Annotated in this window: 17 protein-coding genes; 11 read left to right on the plus strand and 6 right to left on the minus strand. The window is 61.1% G+C overall.

Translation table 11 applies throughout. The annotated features are described in order from the left end of the window. Positions 1-14: 14 nt before the first annotated feature. A complete protein-coding gene (locus B195_RS01195; RefSeq protein WP_003444548.1) occupies positions 15-761 on the minus strand; it encodes an NRDE family protein in 747 nt (248 codons plus the stop codon). A 167-nt stretch (positions 762-928) separates the two neighbouring features. On the opposite strand from B195_RS01195, the gene lgt reads away from it, so the two are divergent. Beyond that, the gene (gene lgt, locus B195_RS01200; protein ID WP_003444546.1) at positions 929-1732 is read left to right on the plus strand and encodes a prolipoprotein diacylglyceryl transferase; all 804 of its coding nucleotides are present in this window, start codon (positions 929-931) and stop codon (positions 1730-1732) included. A gap of 53 nt (positions 1733-1785) precedes the next feature. Next, the gene (locus B195_RS01205; RefSeq protein WP_003444545.1) at positions 1786-2757 is read left to right on the plus strand and encodes a thymidylate synthase; all 972 of its coding nucleotides are present in this window, start codon (positions 1786-1788) and stop codon (positions 2755-2757) included. A gap of 112 nt (positions 2758-2869) precedes the next feature. Here the strand turns inward: B195_RS01205 and cadR are convergent, their stop codons facing one another. Continuing rightward, a complete protein-coding gene (cadR, locus tag B195_RS01210; protein ID WP_003444544.1) occupies positions 2870-3319 on the minus strand; it encodes a Cd(II)/Pb(II)-responsive transcriptional regulator in 450 nt (149 codons plus the stop codon). An 84-nt stretch (positions 3320-3403) separates the two neighbouring features. Here cadR and B195_RS01215 point away from each other — a divergent pair, with 84 nt between their 5' ends. The 7 genes from B195_RS01215 (at position 3404) to B195_RS01245 (ending at position 12490) form a co-directional block, all read left to right on the plus strand. Next, positions 3404-5692, plus strand: a complete 2289-nt coding sequence (locus B195_RS01215) for a heavy metal translocating P-type ATPase (RefSeq protein ID WP_037001667.1) — start codon at positions 3404-3406, stop codon at positions 5690-5692. A gap of 16 nt (positions 5693-5708) precedes the next feature. Continuing rightward, the gene (locus B195_RS01220) at positions 5709-6572 is read left to right on the plus strand and encodes a LysR family transcriptional regulator (RefSeq protein ID WP_003444538.1); all 864 of its coding nucleotides are present in this window, start codon (positions 5709-5711) and stop codon (positions 6570-6572) included. Between the two features lie 230 nt (positions 6573-6802). Continuing rightward, a complete protein-coding gene (locus B195_RS01225; RefSeq protein ID WP_003444536.1) occupies positions 6803-7879 on the plus strand; it encodes a putative 2-aminoethylphosphonate ABC transporter ATP-binding protein in 1077 nt (358 codons plus the stop codon). 1 nt (position 7880) lies between these two features. Continuing rightward, a complete protein-coding gene (locus B195_RS01230; protein ID WP_003444534.1) occupies positions 7881-9605 on the plus strand; it encodes a putative 2-aminoethylphosphonate ABC transporter permease subunit in 1725 nt (574 codons plus the stop codon). 47 nt (positions 9606-9652) lie between these two features. Further along, positions 9653-10675: a putative 2-aminoethylphosphonate ABC transporter substrate-binding protein gene (locus tag B195_RS01235; protein ID WP_003444532.1), complete on the plus strand. Its 1023-nt coding sequence runs from the start codon at positions 9653-9655 to the stop codon at positions 10673-10675. A 130-nt stretch (positions 10676-10805) separates the two neighbouring features. Next, on the plus strand, positions 10806-11933 hold the full coding sequence (locus tag B195_RS01240) for a TIGR03364 family FAD-dependent oxidoreductase (protein ID WP_003444531.1): 1128 nt from the start codon (positions 10806-10808) through the stop codon (positions 11931-11933). Beyond that, positions 11933-12490, plus strand: a complete 558-nt coding sequence (locus tag B195_RS01245) for a phosphonate degradation HD-domain oxygenase (RefSeq protein ID WP_003444530.1) — start codon at positions 11933-11935, stop codon at positions 12488-12490. Before B195_RS01240 ends, B195_RS01245 begins: the two co-directional genes overlap by 1 nt. Before the next feature lie 145 nt (positions 12491-12635). Here B195_RS01245 and B195_RS01250 read toward each other — a convergent pair whose 3' ends face one another. Together B195_RS01250 and B195_RS01255 are read right to left on the minus strand one after the other, a co-directional pair. Beyond that, the gene (locus B195_RS01250; RefSeq protein WP_003444529.1) at positions 12636-14000 is read right to left on the minus strand and encodes a GTPase/DUF3482 domain-containing protein; all 1365 of its coding nucleotides are present in this window, start codon (positions 13998-14000) and stop codon (positions 12636-12638) included. Next, positions 13993-15372 carry a DUF2868 domain-containing protein gene (locus tag B195_RS01255; protein ID WP_003444528.1) on the minus strand — a complete coding sequence of 460 codons (1380 nt, stop codon included), beginning with the start codon at positions 15370-15372 and terminating at the stop codon, positions 13993-13995. The genes B195_RS01250 and B195_RS01255 overlap by 8 nt, the downstream gene beginning before the upstream one ends. 91 nt (positions 15373-15463) lie before the next feature. On the opposite strand from B195_RS01255, the gene B195_RS01260 reads away from it, so the two are divergent. Further along, positions 15464-15976 carry a dihydrofolate reductase gene (locus B195_RS01260; protein ID WP_003444527.1) on the plus strand — a complete coding sequence of 171 codons (513 nt, stop codon included), beginning with the start codon at positions 15464-15466 and terminating at the stop codon, positions 15974-15976. A gap of 50 nt (positions 15977-16026) precedes the next feature. Here B195_RS01260 and B195_RS01265 read toward each other — a convergent pair whose 3' ends face one another. Then, positions 16027-17418 (minus strand): L-cystine transporter, encoded by a 1392-nt coding sequence (locus tag B195_RS01265; protein WP_003444526.1) that lies wholly within the window; start codon positions 17416-17418, stop codon positions 16027-16029. Between the two features lie 218 nt (positions 17419-17636). Between B195_RS01265 and B195_RS01270 the strand changes: the two genes are divergently transcribed. Then, positions 17637-18692 carry a hypothetical protein gene (locus tag B195_RS01270; RefSeq protein ID WP_003444524.1) on the plus strand — a complete coding sequence of 352 codons (1056 nt, stop codon included), beginning with the start codon at positions 17637-17639 and terminating at the stop codon, positions 18690-18692. An 831-nt stretch (positions 18693-19523) separates the two neighbouring features. Here B195_RS01270 and ilvD read toward each other — a convergent pair. Beyond that, positions 19524-21371 carry a dihydroxy-acid dehydratase gene (gene ilvD, locus B195_RS01275; RefSeq protein ID WP_004419765.1) on the minus strand — a complete coding sequence of 616 codons (1848 nt, stop codon included), beginning with the start codon at positions 21369-21371 and terminating at the stop codon, positions 19524-19526. Between the last annotated feature and the right edge of the window lie 26 nt (positions 21372-21397).

Here is a 21397-nt window from a genome sequence, read left to right on the forward strand (position 1 = left end):
CAGTGGAATCCGAGTCATCCCTGGATTCTTACCTCTCCCAGGCGCCCACCCAACGGGCCAAAGCTGTGTTCAACCATCAGTCTCGAGCCGTCTGCGTTGACAATCAGCGCGGTGCTGGCGCGGGTGCCGTAGCTGGGGCTGGAAATGAATACGCTCGACAGCAAGCTTTCCGTGGCCAGGCCCACACCGGTATCAGGCAAATCACTGAAGGGCGCCGTCTGGCGATCACTGAGCAGTGCGAGCAGGGCCTGGGGTTGAGGGTCATTGAGAACCTCGGCCAGAGCCGCCCTGGCTTTCAGCAACTTGGGCCATGGCGTATCCAGCCCGGCATTCGACAAGCCATATACCCCTGCGTCGAGCAGCTGCGGTGCGACATCCTGGGAGTTGTAGTGCCAGAGCTGATCGGCAGTGCCCAGTAACAGATTGAACCCGGCATATTCCACAGAACGGCGGCCAACATCGGCGAAATACTCGCCAATTGACTGGTTTCCACTCAGAAAGTCAGATACCAGCTCCCCCCGCGAACGCCGTGAAGGCGGCTTGTGCGGCTCACGAATATTGGTCAGCGCCGCAAAGCGCCCGTTGGCGCCAATGCCCAGCCAGGTGCCCCCGGCCTCCAGATCACGGCCGGCATACACTTGAGGCGTATCGACCCACTGCGCCAGGGGCTTTGCCGGGCGTGCATAGAATTCATCACGGTTGGCCGCCACGACCAGAGGCTGGGCGTGGCCGGGGCGCCAAGCGAACACAATCAGACACATGGGCAGTCCTTAATGTTTTTTTAATCACTGTACTTATAGATTGCCTGAGCCTGTCACGCCATTCACTAGAGCCCAAGGCCTCCCTTCCGTTACCATGCCGATCAAATTTGTATGCGGCGCTGTTGTCCTGTGCCGGTTTGAGTTTCCTGATCTAACAAGGAGTCGCAATGCTGCCTTACCCGCAGATTGACCCGGTGGCACTGGCCATTGGTCCGCTGAAAATCCATTGGTACGGCTTGATGTACCTGATCGGCATTGGCGCTGCCTGGCTGATCCTGTCGCGACGTCTCAACCGCTTCGACCCGACCTGGACCAAGGAGAAACTCTCTGATCTGGTGTTCTGGGTGGCCATGGGCGTCATTGTCGGCGGCCGTTTGGGGTACGTGCTGTTCTACGACCTGAGCGCCTACATTGCCAACCCGCTGCTGATTCTGGAGGTCTGGAAAGGCGGCATGGCGTTCCACGGTGGGCTGATCGGCGTGATGCTGGCCGTCTGGTGGTTCGGCAAACGCAACGGCAAGTCGTTTTTCCAGATCATGGACTTCATTGCGCCTGTGGTACCGATTGGCCTGGGCGCAGGACGTATCGGTAACTTCATCAATGCCGAGTTGTGGGGCAAGGCCAGCGATGTGCCGTGGGCAATGATCTTTCCTACCGATCCCCAGCAACTGGCGCGCCATCCGTCGCAGCTTTATCAATTTGCGCTGGAAGGTGTGGCACTGTTCCTGATCCTTTGGCTGTACTCGCGTAAACCACGGCCTACGATGGCAGTTTCCGGGATGTTCGCCCTGTTCTACGGCATCTTCCGCTTTATCGTCGAGTTCGTCCGCGTGCCGGATGCCCAACTGGGCTATCTGGCGTTCGGCTGGGTGACGATGGGGCAAATTCTCTGCATCCCGATGATCCTCGGCGGTCTGCTCCTGATCTGGTGGGCATACCAGCGCGATCCAGCGGCTCTTAAAGCTGCGTAATGAATTCGAATCGCAGGGCGTACAGCGCCCTGCATTCAAACGGTAGGAAAACCATGAAGCAATATCTCGACCTCGTCGCCAACGTCATCAAAAATGGCACCTTGCAAGCCAACCGCACCGGGGTGAAGACCATCAGTCTGCCCGGCGCCATGTTGCGCTATGACCTCAAGGAAGGCTTTCCGGCCATCACCACCCGCCGTATGGCGTTCAAATCCGCGATTGGCGAGATGTGCGGTTTTCTGCGCCCGGTGAACAGTGCTGCAGATTTCCGCGCCCTGGGTTGCAAGGTGTGGGACCAGAATGCCAACGAAAACGCCCAGTGGCTGGCCAACCCGTTCCGTCAGGGTGAAGACGACCTGGGTGAAATCTACGGTGTGCAATGGCGCAAATGGCCGGCATACAAGCAAATCGCCAGCAGCAACCAGGCGGCTATCGAGCTGTGCCTGAGCCAGGGTTACCGGCAGATTGCCGAGGGCGAAGAAGACGGCCAGGCCTACGTGGTGCTGTACAAGGCCATCGATCAGTTGCGCCAGTGTGTCGACACCATCATCAACGACCCGGGCAGCCGGCGAATTCTGTTCCACGGCTGGAACTGCGCCCAGCTCGACGAAATGGCCCTGCCGCCGTGCCATCTGCTGTATCAGTTCCACCCGAATGTCGAGACCAGGGAAATTTCCCTGACGCTCTACATCCGCTCCAATGATCTGGGCCTGGGCACGCCGTTCAACCTGACCGAAGGCGCCGCACTGCTGAGCCTGATCGGTCGCCTGACCGGTTACACGCCACGCTGGTTCACCTACTTCATCGGTGATGCCCACGTGTATGAAAACCACCTGGACATGCTCAACGAACAGCTGACCCGCGAGCCGTTCCCGATGCCCAAACTGGTGATTTCGGACCGTGTACCGGAATTTGCCAAGACCGGCGTGTACCAGCCGGAGTGGTTGGGCCTGATCGAGCCGGGTGACTTCAGCCTCGAAGGCTACCAGCACCATGCGCCCATGACTGCGCCGATGGCGGTGTAAACCCCTGTCTCCTGTAGGAGCGAGCTTGTCTCGCGAACCTTACAAAGCTCGCGATCCTTAAAAGGCTCGCGAGACAAGCTCGCTCCTACAGGTATTGCTGTTATTGCTGTTATCAATGCCCGTGGCTTCTGCCCACATGACTCGGCTCGCCTTCCGGGGCGCTGACTGAGCCGCTCACCTCCAGCTGCTGCAAAATCCCGCAATGTTCGCCGTTCGGCCCTTCACCACAGCGTTGGCGCAGGTCAAAAAGCTGTGTCTGCAAGGCCAGCAAGCTGTCGATCCGGGCCTTGACGTGGTGGATGTGCTCGTCGATCAGCGCATTCACGCTTTCACACTGATCCTGCGGACTGTCCCGCAGGTTCAGCAGGCTGCGAATCTCCTCCAGGGTCATGTCCAGGCTGCGGCAATTACGAATAAACGTCAGTCGCTCTACATGGGCCTGGGTATACAGGCGGTAGTTGCCCTCACTGCGTGCCGGCTCCGGCAGCAGCCCTTCGCGCTCGTAATAACGGATGGTTTCGACCTGACAGTCGGTCAATTTCGCCAGTTCACCAATTTTCATCAGGTTATCTCCGAAAGGGTGCTTGACCCTATAGTGGCTACAGGGTCTTTACTTGGCAACAGGCACCTTTTCGGACGCAACCTGATGAGCGATTCCATTCACACCCACCACAAGCCCCATGCTGATCACGATCACGATCACGATCACGATCACGATCACGATCACGATCACGATCACGGCAAGAAAGATCAACATGCCGGCCATGGGCACGGCTGCTGCACTGCGGCCGAAGCTCCGAGCGTGATCAAGCTCAGCGCTGCCCCTACGGCGGGCGCCCGCTTGAGCAGCTTCCGTATCGAAGCCATGGACTGCCCCACAGAGCAAACCCTGATCCAGAACAAACTGGGCAAGCTGGCGGGTGTGCAGCAACTGGAATTCAACCTGATCAATCGGGTGCTGGGTGTGACCCATGACCTGCCGTCCACCGAGCCGATCATTGCGGCCATCAAGTCCCTGGGCATGCAGGCCGACCCGCTGGAATCGGATACGGATGCCGGCCCCGTCACCCCGCCGGCCAAGAAACACTGGTGGCCGCTGGCCGTGGCCGGTGTAGGCGCACTGGCGGCCGAAGTGCTGCACTTTACCGATGCCGCTCCTGCCTGGGTGATTGCCCTGGTGGCGTTGGTGTCGATCCTCAGCGGCGGCCTGACCACCTACAAGAAGGGCTGGATCGCCCTGAAGAACCTCAACCTGAACATCAACGCGCTGATGAGCATTGCCGTGACCGGCGCGGTGCTGATCGGCCAATGGCCAGAAGCGGCCATGGTGATGTTCCTGTTTACCGTGGCCGAACTGATCGAAGCCAAATCCCTGGACCGGGCGCGCAACGCCATCGGCGGCCTGATGCAAATGGCGCCGGACAAGGCCACCGTGCAACAGGCTGATGGATCGTGGCGGGAACTTGAGGTCAAAGACGTCGAACTGGGCGCTATCGTGCGGGTTCGCCCCGGCGAGCGCATCGGTCTGGACGGTGAAGTGGTTTCGGGCAGTTCGACCATAGATCAGGCGCCGATCACCGGTGAAAGCCTGCCGATCGAGAAGACTGTCGGCGATAAAATTTTTGCCGGCACCATCAACCAGGCCGGCTCGCTGGAATACCGGGTTACTGCTGCGGCCAGCAATTCGACCCTGGCGCGAATCATTCACGCCGTGGAGCAAGCCCAGGGTGCCCGGGCTCCGACCCAGCGCTTTGTCGACAGCTTCGCGAAAATCTACACCCCGGTGGTGTTCATCTTCGCGTTGGCGGTGGCCGTGATTCCACCCCTGTTTATGGGGGGCGTATGGTTTGACTGGATCTATCGCGCCCTGGTGTTGCTGGTGGTGGCGTGCCCTTGTGCACTGGTGATCTCGACTCCCGTGACCATCGTCAGCGGTCTGGCGGCAGCGGCGCGCAAAGGTATTCTGGTCAAGGGCGGGGTGTACCTCGAAAGCGGTCACAAGCTGGATTTCCTGGCACTGGATAAAACCGGCACCATCACCCACGGCAAGCCGGTGCAAACCGATTACCTGCCACTCGACCCGCTGATGACCGAGAGTGCCGTGTTGCTGGCAGCGAGTCTGGCCAGCCGCTCCGATCACCCGGTGTCTCTGGCGGTGGCCAACGCCGCGGTGGATAAAAACCTGGCGCTACGGCCTGTGGATAACTTCACTGCCCTGGCCGGGCGCGGCGTACGCGGTGAAATCGACGGCAAGCTCTACCACCTGGGCAATCATCGTCTGGTTGAAGAGTTGAACCTGTGCTCCCCGGCCCTGGAAGAAAAACTCTTTACCCTGGAAGAGCAGGGTAAAACCGTGATTTTGCTTTGCGACAGTTCAGGTCCGCTGGCGTTGTTCGCCGTGGCCGATACGGTCAAGGAATCCAGCCGCGAAGCGATCCGCGAGTTGCATGAACTGGGGATCAAAACCCTGATGCTGACCGGCGACAACCCGCATACCGCCAGTGCCATTGCGGCCCAGGTGGGTATCGATCAGGCCCGGGGCAACTTGTTGCCCGACGACAAGCTCAAGGCGATTGAGGCGCTGTACGCCCAGGGGCATCACGTGGGCATGGTCGGCGACGGGATTAACGACGCCCCGGCACTGGCCCGTGCCGAAATTGGTTTTGCCATGGCGGCTGCAGGCACCGATACCGCGATAGAAACCGCCGATGTCGCCCTGATGGACGACGATCTACGCAAAATACCGGCATTCATTCGTCTGTCACGTCAGACCTCCAGCATCCTCAAGCAAAACATTGCTCTGGCACTGGTCATCAAAGGGATCTTTCTTGCGGTAACCTTCCTGGGTCTGGCCACCATGTGGATGGCCGTGTTTGCCGACATGGGCGTGAGCCTGTTGGTGGTGTTCAACGGTTTGCGCCTGTTGCGCAAATAGATCATGAGAGGCCGCAGTGCTGAGTGCCGAGCTGAAAGCGTTTTACCGGGTGGCCCAATTGGGCAGCATTACTCAGGCAGCGAAAAAGCTCGGGCTCAGTCAGCCGACCGTGACCACACAGATTCGCCAGCTTGAAAGCCAGTACGCGGTGGAGTTGTTCTACCGCGGCGGGCGGCGCCTGACCCTCAGCGATGACGGCGTGCGTTTGCTGCCGATGGTCAAGGCGCTGATTCAGCAAGAGGGCGATATCGAGTTTTTTCTACGCAACAGTGGTCAGGGCACTGGCACCTTGCGCATCGCGGCCACTGCCCCGTACTACATCCTCGATCTGGTGAAAAACTTTCGCGAGCGACTGCCGCAAATTGCCGTGTCGGTGGACATCGGCAATTCCCAGCAAGTGCTCGAAGCGCTGGACGAGTACCGGGTTGATATCGCCGCTTCGTCGCAACTGGTGGAGGATCCACGGCTGATTCGCCGGACTCTGGGCACCGACCCGCTGGTGCTGGCGGTGCATCGCAATCACCCGCTGGCCAAGTTCGAACACGTGCCGCTCAGCGCGCTGGCCGGGCATTGTCTGCTGATGCGCGAACAGGGTTCGACCACCCGCAAACTCACGGAGCAGCTGCTGGACGGCGCCGGTGTGGGCTTTGGTCCGCTGCTGGAAATCGGCAGTCGGGAGTCGATTCGCGAGGCGGTGTTGCGCAACATCGGGATCAGCATCATTGCCCGTCAGGAAGTGCCCCACGATCCGCAATTGCGGGTGCTGACCCTCGAAGGTGCGCCGCAGATCGCGGAATATCTGTACTGCCTCAAAGAGCGCAAATCGGCGCGGCTGCCGGCAGCCTTTTTGGGCCTGGCGCAGGAAATGGCCCCGGCCTGAGCCCATACAAAAAAAACCGTAGGGGCGAGCTTGCCTCGCGATCGAATCACCTCGTTTTGACTGGTTAACCGAGTTACCTGTATCGCGAGGCAAGCTCGCTCCTGCGGGAATCTGTGGGGCTCTGTATCCAAAATCCACCAATACCCCTATCGGCTGATTTTGCGTTCTTGCCACATTCTGTACGCATTGCGTCTCTAGGATGACCCCCATCTGCTTGATGAGGTGCATCCATGAACAGCTCGAACGCAACCGCTTTTACCCAACCGGGCGTACCGATGAAGGTGCGCAATGTGAGCAAACGCTTTGGCGCTTTCAATGCGCTGGATGATGTGTCGCTGGAGGTCGCCGCTGGCGAACTGGTGTGCCTGCTCGGGCCTTCGGGCTGCGGCAAGACCACCCTGCTGCGCTGCATCGCCGGGCTCGAACGCCAGGACAACGGTGTGCTGTATCTGGGTGATCGCGATGTATCTGACCTCGCACCTCAAGCTCGTGATTACGGGATTCTGTTTCAGTCCTACGCGCTGTTCCCCAACCTGACAGTCGAAGCCAACATCGCCTACGGCCTGGCCGGTAGCAATCGCGACGTGGTGCGCAAGCGGGTGGCAGCCATGCTCGAGCTGGTGGGCCTGACCGGCAGCGAAAAGAAATTCCCCGGCCAGCTCTCCGGCGGCCAGCAGCAGCGGGTAGCCCTGGCCCGAGCCCTGGCGCCGTCACCTTCGCTGTTGTTGCTCGACGAGCCCATGTCGGCCCTCGACGCCCGGGTGCGTGAGCATCTGTGTACCGAACTGCGCCAACTGCAGCGCAGCCTGGGCATTACCACGTTGATGGTGACCCACAACCAGGACGAAGCGATGTTGATGGCCGACCGCATTGCCGTGATGAACAACGGCAAGGTCGAGCAATACGCTACGCCGCAGGAAATCTACGACAGGCCGGCGACGCCCTTTGTGGCCGAGTTCGTCGGGCAAGGCAACTGGTTGCCCTTTGAGCGCAACAGCGCCACCCACGCCCAGGTCGGCGGCATGAACATGCGTCTGGCGGACGACGCCGGGCGTGCTGCATCGGGCCGCCTGTTCTGCCGCCCCGAAACCATCAGCGTGAACCCGCTGCTGCACCAGGAGAACCTGTTCCCGGCGCGGGTGCGCGAGATCACCTTTCTTGGCAATCGCTGCCGCATGAGCTTTGAGCTCAATCATTTGCCAGGCCATGCACTCACTGCCGAAGTCGGCACCCAGGATCTGCCGCGCCTTGGCGCTCCGGACATCTTTGTCGCCCTGCCGCCGAACAGCTTGCAGGTGTTTGCCTGAGATGGCCGCTGAAATGGCCCTGCCAGTGCCCGGCAAAGTGATAGCCAAAACCTCCAGCGCTGAACTCGGCGACAGGATTTTCGTGGTCGGCGGCAAGCTGCTGCTCTTGCTGCTGCTGGGTGTGGCGGTATTGATGCCATTGCTGGCGATCTTCTGGCGCGGCTTCAGCGCCGAGGATGGTCAGGGTGGTGGCTGGGTGGCAGCGCGGGAGCTGGTTACCAGCGATAATTTTCACTGGCTGGTGGGTAATAGCCTCAAGGTATCCCTGAGTGTGGCGGCGATTGTCGTCCCGCTGGCCTACCTCTTTGCCTACGCGCTGCAACGCACCATGATCCCCGGCAAGCGCATCTGGCGCGGTCTTTCGCTGCTGCCGCTGATGGCGCCGTCGATGTTGCCGGGCATTGCCCTGGTGTACCTGTTTGGTAATCAGGGCATGTTGCGCGGGCTGATTTCGGACAATATCTATGGCTTCTGGGGCATCGTGCTGGGCGAGGCGATTTACACCTTCCCCCACGCCCTGATGATTCTGCTGTCCGCGCTGTCCCTGGCTGATGCGCGTTTGTTCGACGCCGCAGCGAGTATGGGGGCGGGGCCCTTCAAAGCCTTTCGCAGCATCACCTGGCCGGGCACCCGCCAGGCGGTGTTCGCCGCCTTCTGTCTGGTGTTCACCCTGACCATCACCGACTTTGGCGTACCGGTGGTGGTGGGGGGCGATTACCAGGTGCTGGCGCTGGAAGCCTACAAGGCTGTGGTCGGACAGCAACAATTCGGCCGCGGTGCCTTGATCGGCATGGTGCTGCTGTTGCCAGCGCTGTTCAGCTTCGCCGTGGATGCCTGGCTGCGCCGTCAGCATGGCGACTCGATGAGCGGTCGGGCCCAGGTCTTCAAGCCGCTGCCCTCGAAAGTCCGCGACCGCTGCTACCTGGCCATTGTGCTGCTGATTTGCGCCACCCTGGTGCTGGTGTTCGGCATGGCGGTGTACTCGTCACTGGTCAAATTCTGGCCGTACAACCTGTCGCTGTCGCTCAATCACTACCAGTTCAACAATACGGCAGGCGGGGGCTGGCTGGCCTACCGCAACAGCGTGACCATGGCGTTATGCGCGGCACTGATCGGTAGCGTGCTGATTTTCACCGGCGCCTACCTGATGGAAAAGAGCAAAGGCCAGAAAGGCCTGAACCTGGCGCTGCGCATGCTCAGTTTCGTACCCATGGCGGTACCGGGGCTGGTCCTGGGTCTGGGCTACGTGTTCTTTTTCAACCTGCCGGGCAATCCGCTGCATGTGCTCTACGGAACCATGACGCTGCTGGTGGTGTGCACCATTGCTCACTATTTGACCACCGCACAAATGACCGCGACCACCGCGCTGCGGCAACTGGACAGTGAGTTTGAAGCGGCCGCGCTGTCACTGAAGGCGCCGCTGTATCGCCACTACTGGCGCGTCACCGTTCCCATCTGTCTGCCCGCGTTGCTCGACATCGTGCGCTACCTGTTCGTCTCGGCCATGACCACGGTGTCGGCGGCGATCTTTCTCTACAGCCCCGACACCATCCTCGCGGCGGTGGCGGTGCTGAACATGGACGACGCCGGCAATGTTGGCGGCGCGGCGGCCATGTCGACCCTGATTCTGTTCACCTCGGCGGGCGTGTCCCTGCTGCTGGCCTGGGCTTCACGCGGCTTGTTACGCCGCTCCCAGGCCTGGCGCCAGGGCGTACCTGCGCAATGATCCGCGCCCATCAAAGCCTGCCCTCTACAACCAAAAGGAACCGCACCATGTTCAAGCCGCTTGCCCTTGCCGCTGCTGTCCTCACTGCTTTTAGCTTCAACGCCTTTGCTGCCAAAACCGAGCTGACCGTGTACACGGCCCTCGAAGCCGAGCAGCTGAAAACCTACAAGCAGGCTTTTGAGAAGGCCAACCCGGACGTTGAGATCAAGTGGGTGCGCGACTCCACCGGCATCATCACCGCCAAGCTGCTGGCGGAAAAAGCCCGCCCGCAAGCCGATGCGGTATGGGGGCTGGCCGCCTCCAGCCTGGCGATACTTGATCAGCAGGGCATGCTGCAAAGCTATGCGCCCCAAGACCTGGCCAAGATCGGCGCCAACTATCGCGATCCAGCCAATCCACCGGCATGGGTGGGGATGGACGTGTGGGCCGCAACCATTTGCTTCAACACCATCGAGGCACAAAAACAGGGTCTGAGCAAACCGGTGAGCTGGCAGGACCTGACCAAACCGGAATACAAGGGCAAGATCGTGATGCCCAACCCGGCGTCCTCGGGCACGGGTTTTCTGGACGTAAGTGCCTGGCTGCAAACCTTCGGCGAGAAACAGGGCTGGCAGTTCATGGATGACCTGCACCAGAACATCGGCCAGTACGTTCACTCCGGCTCCAAGCCATGCAAACTGGCGGCTTCTGGCGAGTTCCCGATCGGTATTTCGTTCGAATACCCGGCGGTGCAACTCAAGCGCCAGGGTGCTCCGCTGGATATCGTGTTGCCCAAGGAAGGCCTGGGCTGGGAAATCGAAGCCACCGCGGTGATCAAGGGCACGCCCCATGAAGAGGCGGCGAAAAAGCTGGCCGACTTCTCTGCCAGCCCGGCAGCGATGGAGCTTTATAAAGAGAACTTCGCCGTACTCGCGCAACCCGGCATCGCCAAGCCGCAGACCGAACTGCCAGCGGACTACGAACAGCGCCTGATCAAGAACGACTTCGCCTGGGCCTCGCAGAATCGTGACAGCATCCTGGCCGAATGGCGCAAGCGCTATGACGGCAAGTCCGAGAAAGTGGCGCAGTAACTTCTCAGCAAATAAAACCCGTAGGAGCGAGCTTGCCTCGCGAGCTTTTAATCGCGGTCATGAAGAAATCGCGAGCAATCGAGCGTCGACCGGCTGCTCCTACAGAAGCCCGCTCCATCAGGACATGCTTATGACTCAAACAATCCTTATCGTCGGCGCCGGTATTCTGGGGCTGTCCCACGCCTATGCGGCGGCCAGGCGCGGGCTCAAGGTTCAGGTCTTCGAGCGCACCAGCACCCCGCTGGGGGCCTCGGTGCGCAATTTCGGCATGGCGCTGGTGACGGGCCAGCCGCCGGGCGTGATGCTGGATCTGGCCCGCGCCAGCCGTGAAATCTGGACCGGCTGGGCGCAGCATGCGGGCTTTGATCTCAAGCAAAACGGTTCGTACCTGTTCGCCCGTACCGAGGCCGAAGAGCATCTTCTGCACACCTTCTGCCAGGGCCGTGGCCCTGAATTCGGCTACCGCGCCGAGCTCCTGCGGGGCGCCGATATGCAGCGCCTCTACGATGGCCAGTTCAGCCATCATCGCGCCGCACTGCACGGGCTGGATGACCTGCAGCTGTACTCACGCGAAGCAATCCCGGCGTTGATCCAGTACCTGCAACGGGAGCTTGGGGTCGAGTTTCACTTCTCGACTCTGGTCCGCGAAGTCGAACCAGGCTTGGTCCATACCACTGCCGGCAGCTTTAAAGGCGCCCAGGTGATTGTGTGTTCGGGGCATGACTACCTGACCCTGCTGGCTGAACCGCTGGCCCGCCTCGAGCCGACGATCTGCCGCCTGCAAATGCTGCGTGTACGACCAAAAATTGATTTGCTGCTGCAACATGCGCTGATGACCGGCCTCAGTTGCGTGCATTACGGCGCCTTTGCCGACTTGCCGGAAGCGGCAGCGGTACAGGCCCAGATCCTGCGCGACAGCCCGCATCTGGACCGGCACGGGATTCATCTGCTGGTCAGCCCGACACCTTACGGCGAATTGATCATCGGTGATTCCCACGATTACGGTGGCGATCCATCACCGTTCAACGGCGAACAGGTGGACAACTGGATGCTGCAACTGTGCGAGCAAACCCTTGGCTGTGAAGTGCAGGTGGTTGAACGCTGGCAGGGGGTCTATGGTGCCCGGGGGGCCAAACCGTTCACCTGGCTGGAGGTAGCCCCCGGCTTGAATGCCGCCCTGATGCAAACCGGAGTGGGCATGAGCGTGGGCCCGGCCATGGCTGAAGGCAATATTGCCCGGCTGCTGGAGGAGGTGTGATGAGCGAGGCGCAGCAAGTGGTGGAAGAGGTGTTTGGCCTGTACCGCCAGTACGGCGCTGATGATTACATTGGCGAGCCGGTGTCGCAGATCGAACACATGTCCCAGGCCGCACAGCTGGCGTTGGCTGAAGGCTGTGACGATGAAGTGGTGCTCGCTGCGTTCTTTCACGATATCGGGCACTTGTGTGGCAAAGATGCGAAGAACATGGGCGGTTATGGGGTGGTCAGTCATGAACGGGTCGGGGCTGATTACTTGCGCCGCGCAGGCTTCAGCGAGCGGATGGCGAAGCTGGTGGAGTACCACGTGCAGGCCAAGCGCTACCTGACCCTGCGTCAACCGGGCTATTACCAGCTGTTGAGTGAAGCCAGCATTCGTACCCTGGGCTACCAGGGCGGGGTGATGAGCGAGTCAGAAGCCGATGCCTTCGAGCAAGACCCGCTGTGCCAGCTCAGCTTGCGGATGCGGGTCTGGGACGAACAGGCCAAGCAGATGCAGGTGCCGGTCATCGACCTGCAAATTCTCAAGGACAAGGCAGTGCGGCTGTTGGCCAGCTGACCTTTTGACCTTTTGACCTTTTGACCTTTTGACCTTTTGCCCATGACCTGTAGGAGCGAGCTTGCCTCGCGAGCTTTTAATCTACGGTCATGAAGAGCTCGCGAGCAATCGAGCGTCGACCGGCTGCTCCTACAGAGGGCAGGGTTCAGATCTGTTGGGCCAGCAGCCCGATCTGCTCCTGGCGCTCGCTCTGGCTCAGTTTCGGGTGCGGGTTGAGCGATGACCACTGCGGGTGCGCACGGGCTTTGTTCAGCTCTTGCGGCAGTTTGCCTTCACGCCAGGTCTTGTCCTGCGGGGTGGCAACCTTGATGCTGTCCACCGCCGCATGCCCACGGGCATTCAATGCATGCAGCAGTTGGCGCTGGCGCAGAGCCAGCAACCGCAGCACGCTGTCGTCCACGGTCAGTTCGCGCTGGCCCTTGAATTTACCCAGCAAGCGGCTGCCATAGCTGCGCGCGGTCTGCAGGGCGCCGCCAGCTATGGCTCCGGCCAGCGCTGCCGCACCCAGCGTCAGGCCGCCGACCATCAAGTCCACTCCCGCCCCGGCTGCAGCGCCGGCGGCAATCCCGCTGCCCACGCGAACCCCCAGTTGCTTGAGCGTTTCGGGGTTGAACAGGTCATCGCCCCAGCGGCCGTCCAGCAACGGCAAATCACTGGCCGCAGCATCGCTGGCGCGAAAGCCGTAGAGTTTGAGCAAGGCTTCAACGCAGCGCTGTTCCCGCTGCCGTATTGCCTGGCGCAGTTCGTTGATGGCCTGTTGCTCGGCGGCTTTCTCGCTGACCACACTGCGTCGACAGGCGGCGCAGTCGATCAGCAATTCGGCAATCAGGCGCAGGGCGCTGTGTTTGCGTGCCTCGCGCTGTGCCTGCTGGTCGGTAATCAGGCGTTGCAAGGCCTCGCGTGAATGTTCCAGCAGCAGCGCCAGGCTTTCGTACAGTCGACGCTCGCCGTCTTCGGGCGGGGCCACGCTGTCAAACCGCACCAGTGCATGCAGACCAAGGCGGGCCAGGGCTTCGCGCCATTCGGGTTCGCGATGCTGGGGGCTGCTGACAAAATTCAGCACCGGCAGCAGCGGCTTGCCGCAACTGGCCAGCACACTGAGTTCGTCGCGGTATTTGGCCAGCACCGGCTCGCGGGCGTCGATCACATACAGACCGGCGTCCGAGGCCAGCAGCTGGCGCAGGACTTTGGCTTCCTGCTCAAAACGCTGGCGCGCCTCGCTGCCTTCCAGAAACCGTGCCACCCGTGCCGGGCCATCGAGGCGTTCGCCGGGACGGTCGAGGCGCTCCAGGTAGTCGAGCAGGGCGATGGCGTCTTCCAGGCCGGGAGTGTCGTACAGCTCCAGCAGCGGTTCGCCGTCCACCGACAGCCGCGCGCCTTCGACATGGCGGGTGGTGCTGGGTCGATGGGACACCTCGCCAAAGCCGACATCCCGGGTCAGGGTGCGCAGCAACGAGGTTTTGCCGACATTGGTATGGCCGACCACGGCCAGGGTCAGTGGCTTAGTCATGGCCTGTCTCCAGCCAGTTCAGGGGGGCGCTGGTGGCGAACGGCAGCTCCAGTTGTTGCAATGCGTTATGCCAGTCGCTCAGGCGGTCAGCGTCCAGCGCCTGGCCGGACGGTGCCTGCAGCAGCCAGATGCGGGTCTGGGCGGCACTGCGTGCCAGTTCGCCAATCAGCGCCAGGCTGCCGCGATCCGGGGACCGGCGCGGGTCGCAGGCAATGGCCAGGCGGGCCGGCGGGAAGCGGGTCATTTGCTCCAGCAGCCTTTGCCGGGATTCGCGGCTGTCGAGGATGCCGGCGTCCTTGACCGTGGCGGGCAATTTGGGCGGCCAGGGGTGTTGATCGTCCAGTTCGATGGCCACAATCAGCGCGCCATCGGTTTGCAAGTCCGTATGCCCGGCCTGCACGTTGTGCAGTTGTTCGGGGGCCAGATCGTTGACGCCGAGGCGTTCGCTGCTGGGCATCAGGCGCTCGCGCAGCTGGTTGTAACCCGGCAGGTTGAGGTCCAGTTGCAGGGCGTTGCGCCCGTGGTTCCAGCGCCACAGGCAGAACGTCGCCAGCAGCAGACGCGGTATTACCCCGTAGAACAGCACGATGCCCACCAGCCAGACCGCCCAGGCCTGACGCAGCAATTCGCTGTTGTAGCGGGTGTCAGTGCTGACGCGGATCATCTCATCCGTCGGTACACCGAACCCCAGCCAGCCCGGCAGTGCGCCGAGGCTGCGGGTCACCGCCACAAACACATCCGGGCTCAGAATGGTGGTCTCCCAGATGAAGCCATACCGGCGGGTGGCCATGAGCAACAGCATCATCAGCAGTGCGCTGAGCATTGCCAGCAGCCACAGGCCATTGACCAGCGAGCCGAGTGCCCAGCGATTGAGCCTGTGGCGTTGCAGCAACAGCAGCAACGCCGGCGCCAGTTGCGCGGCCTTGGCGTCGCGGGCGAATTTTTCGCTCAGCCACAACCAGAGGCGGCCCAGACTGGCGCCGTGTTCACCGGCAAACAGCAGGCCCAGTGCCCAGCTCAGCAGCAGAATCAGATTGAGCCCGAGCAGGCTGCCCAGTGCCCAGAACACATTGACCGGGTTTTGTCCGTCGCCCAGGGCGGCAAAGGCCAGCCCGGCGCCACTGATCACGGCCAGTACGGCCAGCACCAGTAACGCCAGCCGGGCACCTTGCAGCCAATGCTGCATGGCGCTGAGTAAACCATCGCGTTCGGCCAGCCACAGGGCCCGGTTTTGCAGGCGTGTGGATAAATCACCGCCGCCCGTGCGGGCGCGGCGACTGGCTTCAAGATCATCCAGCGGGCCAGCGTGTTCTTCGCGCAGGCGCACGGTTTCGGTCAGCCAGAGGCGGTGCAGGGGGGAAAGTTGAGTCACGCGACATTCCATTCAAGTGAGCCAAGAGCATACCCGCTGTTACGTCGGACCGGGTACTGCTGGCGCGGGCGGCTCTGGTATCCTCGCGCCCATGAAAAAATCACTCCCCCTCAGCCTGATCGCGGCACTTGGTGAAAACCGCGTGATCGGCGTCGACAACAGCATGCCGTGGCATTTGCCGGCGGATTTCAAATATTTCAAGGCCACCACCCTGGGCAAGCCGATCATCATGGGGCGCAAGACCTGGGATTCCCTGGGCCGCCCGTTGCCGGGCCGCTTGAACCTGGTGGTCAGTCGTCAGACCGGTCTGCAGCTCGAAGGTGCCGAAGTTTTTGCATCACTGGAGGCCGCGGTTGAGCGCGCTGAAGAGTGGGCCAAAGAGCAGGGCGTGGGCGAGCTGATGTTGATCGGTGGCGCGCAGCTGTACAGCCAGGGGCTGGCAGATGCCGACCGCTTGTACCTGACGCGGGTGGGGCTGAGCCCGGAAGGCGATGCGTGGTTTCCCGAGTTTGATCAGGCGCAGTGGAAGCTGGTATCGAACGAGCCGCACCCGGCGGTGGATGACAAACCGGCGTTCAGCTTTGAGGTGTGGGAAAAAATCTGAGGGGTTGCACCTGCCCTGCAGGAGCGAGCTCCTGCAGGGCGATGCGGTGTTCAGGCGTGGGCCAGGTCACCGTGATCGTCTTCAGCCAGAATGGCCTTGTCGGTCTGGTGCAGGATCTGGCTGGTCACCGTACCGGCTACCATCGAACCGCTGACGTTGAGTGCCGTACGGCCCATGTCGATCAAGGGTTCGACCGAAATCAGCAACGCCACCAGCGATACCGGCAAGCCCATGGCCGGAAGCACGATCAGGGCGGCGAAGGTAGCACCGCCCCCCACGCCTGCCACGCCGACCGAACTCAAGGTCACAATCGCTACCAGCGACGCGATCCACACCGGGTCCAGCGGGTTGATGCCCACTGTCGGCGCAACCATTACCGCCAGCATGGCCGGGTACAGACCGGCGCAGCCGTTTTGACCGATGGTGGCGCCAAACGAGGCGGCAAAGCTGGCGATCGAGGACGGAATCCCCAGGCGACGGGTTTGTGCTTCGATACTCAGCGGGATGCTGGCCGCGCTCGAACGGCTGGTGAAGGCAAAGGTCAGAACCGGCCATACCTTGCGGAAGAAGCGCAGCGGGTTAACCCCGGATATCGACACGATTACGCCGTGGATGACAAACATCAGCGCCAGGCCGATGTAGGACACCACCACAAAGCTGCCTAGCTTGATGATGTCTTGCAGGTTGGATGTGGCGACCACTTTGGTCATCAGGGCCAGCACACCGTAAGGGGTCAGCTTCATCACCAGGCGCACCAGGCGCATTACCCAGGCTTGCAGGGTGTCGATGGCGCTGAGGATTTTCCCGCCTTTTTCCGGCTCGTCCTTGAACAGTTGCAGCGCTGCAATCCCCAGGAACGCAGCGAAAATCACCACGCTGATGATGGACGTAGGCTTGGCCCGGGCCAGGTCGGCAAACGGGTTCTGCGGGATGAACGACAGCAGCAGTTGCGGCACATTGAGGTCCGAAACCTTGCCCGCATAATCGCTCTGGATCACGTGCAGGCGGCTCATTTCAGCCGCGCCCGCCACCAGGCCGTCGGCCGTCAGGCCGAACAGGTTGGTCAGGCCGATCCCGACCAGGGCTGCGATCATGGTGGTGAACAGCAGAGTGCCAATAGTCAGAAAGCTGATCTTGCCCAGGGAAGAGGCATTATGCAGTCGCGCCACGGCGCTCAGGATCGAAGCGAACACCAGCGGGATCACGATCATTTGCAGCAATTGCACGTAGCCGCTGCCGACCAGATCGAACCAGCCGATGGAGGTCTTCAGGGTCGTGCTGTCGGCACCGTAGACCAGGTGCAGGCCCAGGCCGAACAGCACGCCGATAACCAGCGCCAACAAGACTTTTTTCGCCAGGCTCCACGCGGTATGGCGGGTCAGCGACAAGCCGAACAGCAACGCGAGGAACACCAGCAGATTGAGGATCAGCGGGAAATTCATGAAAGCTCCGAGGGACGACTTGTACCAGTCTTGAGTTGTAGCGATTTCGAACCGGAAATCCTAACAGGTTGATATATCTGCAAATATACCGTTGTGGAATGAGTACCTAGGTTTTGGGAATAAGGCGGTGGCGCTATTAGAACGTCAACGGTCGCGCTCACGTTAAAACTGTCACGCAGGTTTGTTAGCGTCGATGCCTTTAAATAGGAGCATAGCTGATGAACCTGAGTCTAAAGTTGATCGCTGCAACCCTGTGTCTGGGCCTTGCCGGCCAGGCCCTGGCCACTGATTTGAAGCACTGGCCGGCTGATCAGGCCAAACAGCTGGACGCCATGATCGCCGCAAACGCGAACAAGGGTAACTTTGCAGTTTTTGACATGGACAACACCAGCTATCGCAACGATCTGGAAGAAGCGCTGCTGCCCTATATGGAAAACCGCGGCCTGATCACCCGTGACAGCCTTGACCCGTCACTCAAGCTGATCCCTTTCAAAGACACGGCCGAGCACAAGGAGAGCCTGTTCAGCTATTACTACCGATTGTGCGAAGTTGACGACATGGTCTGCTACCCCTGGGTGGCGCAGGTGTTTTCCGGGTTCACCCTGCAGCAACTCAAGGGCTACGTTGACGAGTTGATGGCCTCGGGCAAGCCGGTGCCGGTGACTTACTTCGAAGGTGACGCGCTCAAGACTTCAGAGGTACAGCCGCCCAAGGTGTTTACCGGCCAGGTCGAGCTGTTCAACAAGCTGATGGAGAATGGCATCGAGGTTTACGTGATGACGGCCGCCTCGGAAGAACTGGTGCGCATGGTCGCGGCAGACCCCAAGTACGGGTACAACGTCAAACCGCAGAACGTGATTGGCGTGAGCACCTTGCTCAAAGACCGCAAGACCGGCGAGCTGACCACGGCCCGTAAACAGATCAGCGCGGGTACCTACAACGAAAAGGCCAACCTCGGACTGGAACTCACGCCTTATCTCTGGACCCCGGCTACCTGGATGGCGGGCAAGCAGGCGGCGATCCTGACCTACATCGACCAATGGAAAAAACCGGTGCTGGTGGGCGGCGACACCCCGACCAGTGACGGCTACATGCTGTTCCACGGGGTGGACGTGGCCAAAGGCGGGATTCATCTGTGGATCAACCGCAAGGACAAATACATGACCCAGCTGGAAGGCATGATGGCCCAAAACGCGGCGGCCCAGGCCAGGGAAGGGTTGCCGGTGACTGCGGACAAGAACTGGGTGATCGTCAAACCGGACCAGATCCAGTAACAGGCTTGCACAACCCTTTGGGAGTAGCTGGCTTGAATCGATCCGCATCGCCGGCAAGCCGGCTCCCACAGTGGATTTGTCCTGAATATAAAAGCAGGGACTCTGCCTACCCTTTGGGAGCTGGCTTGCCAGCGATTCAGGCGATCGGGTCGCGGTGCTGCTATCGCCGGCAAGCCGGCTCCCACAGTGGATTTGTCCTGAACATAAAAGCAGGGACTCTGCCTACCCTGTGGGAGCTGGCTTGCCAGCGATTGAGGCGATCGGGTCGCGGTGCTGCTATCTCCGGCAAGCCGGCTCCCACAGTGGATTTATGCTGAACATAAAAGCAGGGACTCTGCCTACCCTGTGGGAGCTGGCTTGCCAGCGATTCGGGCGATCGGGTCGCGGTACTGCTATCGCCGGCAATCCGGCTCCCACAGTGGATTCATGCTGAACATAAAAGCAGGGACTCTGCCCTCCCTGTGGGAGCTGGCTTGCCAGCGATTGAGGCGATCGGGTCGAGGTGCTGCTATCGCCGGCAAGCCGGCTCCCACAGTGGATTTTTGCTGAACATAAAAGCAGGGACTCTGCCCTCCCTGTGGGAGCTGGCTTGCCAGCGATTGAGGCGATCGGGTCGAGGAGCTGCTATCGCCGGCAAGCCGGCTCCCACAGTGGATTCATGCTGAACATAAAAGCAGGGACTCTGCCCTCCCTGTGGGAGCTGGCTTGCCAGCGATTCAGGCGATCGGGTCGCGGTACTGCTATCGCCGGCAAGCCGGCTCCCACAAATGGATTTGTATCGGGCATAAAAAATCCCGGCACATGGCCGGGATTTTTGTTTGACGCGTCGGCTTATGGCACCAGCTTGTCCAGCAGGGCCTTATCACGTACCGCGCCTTTGTCGGCACTGGTGGCCAGCAAGGCGTAGGCCTTGAGGGCGGTGGTGACTTTGCGCGGACGCACTTCCACCGGCTTCCAGCCTTTGTGGTCCTGGGCGACGCGGCGAGCGGCCATTTCTTCGTCGCTGATCAACAGGTTGATCGAGCGGTTCGGAATGTCGATCAGCACTTTGTCGCCGTCCTGTACCAGACCAATCGCGCCACCGGCAGCCGCTTCCGGCGAAGCGTGACCGATGGACAGGCCCGAAGTACCCCCCGAGAAGCGGCCATCGGTGAGCAGGGCGCAGGCTTTGCCCAGGCCTTTGGATTTCAGGTAGGACGTCGGGTAGAGCATCTCTTGCATGCCCGGGCCGCCTTTCGGACCTTCGTAACGAATGATCACGATGTCACCGGCTTTGACTTCGTCAGCCAGGATGCCGCGCACGGCGCTGTCCTGGCTTTCGAAGATTTTGGCGTTGCCTTCGAACACGTGGATCGATTCGTCGACGCCTGCGGTTTTGACTACGCAGCCATCCAGCGCAATGTTGCCGTACAGCACGGCCAGGCCGCCTTCTTGCGAGTAGGCGTGCTCAACACTGCGGATGCAGCCGTTTTCACGGTCGTCATCCAGGGTTTCCCAGCGGGTCGACTGGCTGAACGCGGTTTGCGTCGGGATACCGGCCGGGCCGGCCTTGAAGAAGGTGTGAACAGCTTCATCGTCGGTCTGGGTGATGTCCCATTTGGCGATACCTTCGGCCATGGTCTTGCTGTGCACGGTCGGCAGATCGGTGTGCAGCAGGCCGCCGCGGGCCAGCGAACCGAGAATGGAGAAAATGCCGCCTGCGCGGTGCACGTCTTCCATGTGGTACTTCTGGATGTTCGGTGCCACCTTGCACAGCTGCGGTACGTGGCGCGAAAGACGGTCGATGTCTTTAAGGTCGAAGTCGATTTCGGCCTCTTGGGCTGCTGCCAGCAAGTGCAGGATGGTGTTGGTCGAACCGCCCATGGCGATGTCCAGCGTCATGGCGTTTTCAAATGCCTTGAAGTTGGCAATGTTGCGCGGCAGTACCGCTTCGTCGTTTTCGACGTAGTACTGACGGCACAGGTCGACGATGGTGCGGCCTGCCTGCAGGAACAGTTGCTCGCGATCGCTGTGGGTCGCCAGCGCCGTGCCGTTGCCCGGCAGCGCCAGGCCCAGGGCTTCGGTCAGGCAGTTCATCGAGTTGGCGGTGAACATGCCGGAGCACGAACCGCAGGTAGGGCAGGCGCTGCGCTCGTACTCGGCAACCTTCTCGTCAGAAGCGCTGGAGTCGGCGGCGATGACCATGGCGTCTACCAGGTCGAGACCGTGGCTGGCGAGCTTGGTTTTGCCCGCTTCCATCGGCCCGCCGGAGACGAAAATCACCGGGATGTTGAGGCGCAAAGAAGCCATCAGCATGCCAGGGGTGATTTTGTCGCAGTTGGAAATGCACACGATGGCGTCGGCGCAGTGAGCGTTGACCATGTACTCGACGGAGTCTGCGATGATCTCGCGGCTCGGCAGCGAATACAGCATGCCGTCATGGCCCATGGCGATGCCGTCATCCACGGCAATGGTGTTGAATTCCTTGGCAACGCCGCCGGCGCGCTCGATCTCGCGGGCTACCAGTTGCCCCATGTCCTTGAGGTGGACGTGGCCGGGTACGAACTGGGTAAAGGAGTTGGCAATGGCGATGATCGGCTTCTTGAAGTCGGCATCTTTCATCCCCGTGGCGCGCCACAAAGCGCGGGCACCGGCCATGTTGCGGCCGTGGGTGGAGGTTTTCGAACGATAGTCAGGCATGGAACAACTCCGGGCGGCTAATCAGG

The organism is Pseudomonas sp. Lz4W, assembly GCF_000346225.2.
In the GTDB taxonomy this organism is placed as follows: domain Bacteria; phylum Pseudomonadota; class Gammaproteobacteria; order Pseudomonadales; family Pseudomonadaceae; genus Aquipseudomonas; species Aquipseudomonas paraversuta.